Genomic DNA, 1,060 nt, shown 5'->3' with positions numbered 1-1,060 from the left:
GGTGATGTCAATCGGTTGTTGCAACGAGGAAGTCGTTGAGGGCCTCGGCCGGGGTGCGGTAGCCCAGCGTCTTGCGGGGCCGGGTGTTGAGCAGGTCCTGGACCCGCGCGAGCTCGGCGGGGTCCACGGAGTTGAAATCGGTGGCGCCCTTGGGGAAGTAGTCGCGCACCAGCCGGTTGGTGTTCTCGTTGGTGCCGCGCTGCCAGGGCGAGTGCGGGTCGCAGAAGAACACCGGCACCCCGGTGGCCACGCTGAACTCGCGGTGGCGGGCCATCTCCACCCCCTGGTCCCAGGTCAGCGTCCGCTTGAGCGCGGCGGGCAGGGCGCCGATGTGTGCGGACAGGGCCGCCCCCACGGTCTGGGCCCGCCGGTCGCCCACCGGCACCAGCAGCGCGAAGCGGGTCGAGCGCTCGACCAGGGTGGCGATCGCCGACCCGCCTTCCCTGCCGATGACCAGGTCGCCCTCCCAGTGACCCGGCACGGCCCGGTCGGCGGCCTCGGCCGGGCGCTCGCTGATGTTGACCATGGCCTCGAACCGGGGGCGGGCCGGGGTGCGGGCGCGGGGCCGGCGCGCGGCGCGGCCGGGGCAGCGCGGCGCCCCGGCGGCCAGGGCCTCGACCTGTTCGCGCAGGCAGCCTTTGGCCTGGACGTAGAGGGCCCGGTAGATGGTCTCGTGGCTGACGCGCTCGCGGGGGTCCATGGCGGCCAGTCTGCCCGCGACCTGCTGGGGCGACCACCCCTGGGCCAGGTCGGCGGCCACCCGGGCGCGCAGCCGGGTTCCGGGGGCGAGCTTGCGGGCCCGCGGTCTTCGCGCCCGCGCGGTGGCCCGGATGTGGGCGGGGAAGGCGCGGTAGGCCCGCGGGGAGGGGGAGGTGTTGCGCCTGCGCTCGCGCCAGACGGTGGTGCGGTCGCGTCCCAGCCGGGCGGCGATCGCGGCGTTGCTCTCCCCATTGGTGACCCCGACCAGGATCTCCTCACGCTCGGTGATCGTCAGCCGTTTGCCCGGCACCCTTCATCCCCCTTCGTCCCGGCCGTGTTGCAACACAAACTAGAACCCACC

At 74.2% G+C, this 1,060-nt stretch carries 1 protein-coding gene; it reads right to left on the bottom strand.

What is annotated here, in order from left to right:
- Positions 1 to 7: 7 nt before the first annotated feature.
- On the bottom strand, positions 8 to 1,009 hold the full coding sequence (locus D459_RS0130205; RefSeq protein WP_017596720.1) for an IS30 family transposase: 1,002 nt from the start codon (positions 1,007 to 1,009) through the stop codon (positions 8 to 10).
- Between the last annotated feature and the right edge of the window lie 51 nt (positions 1,010 to 1,060).

The organism is Nocardiopsis potens DSM 45234, from assembly GCF_000341105.1.
In the GTDB taxonomy this organism is placed as follows: domain Bacteria; phylum Actinomycetota; class Actinomycetes; order Streptosporangiales; family Streptosporangiaceae; genus Nocardiopsis_A; species Nocardiopsis_A potens.
This window is presented reverse-complemented; position numbering and strand designations above follow the sequence as displayed.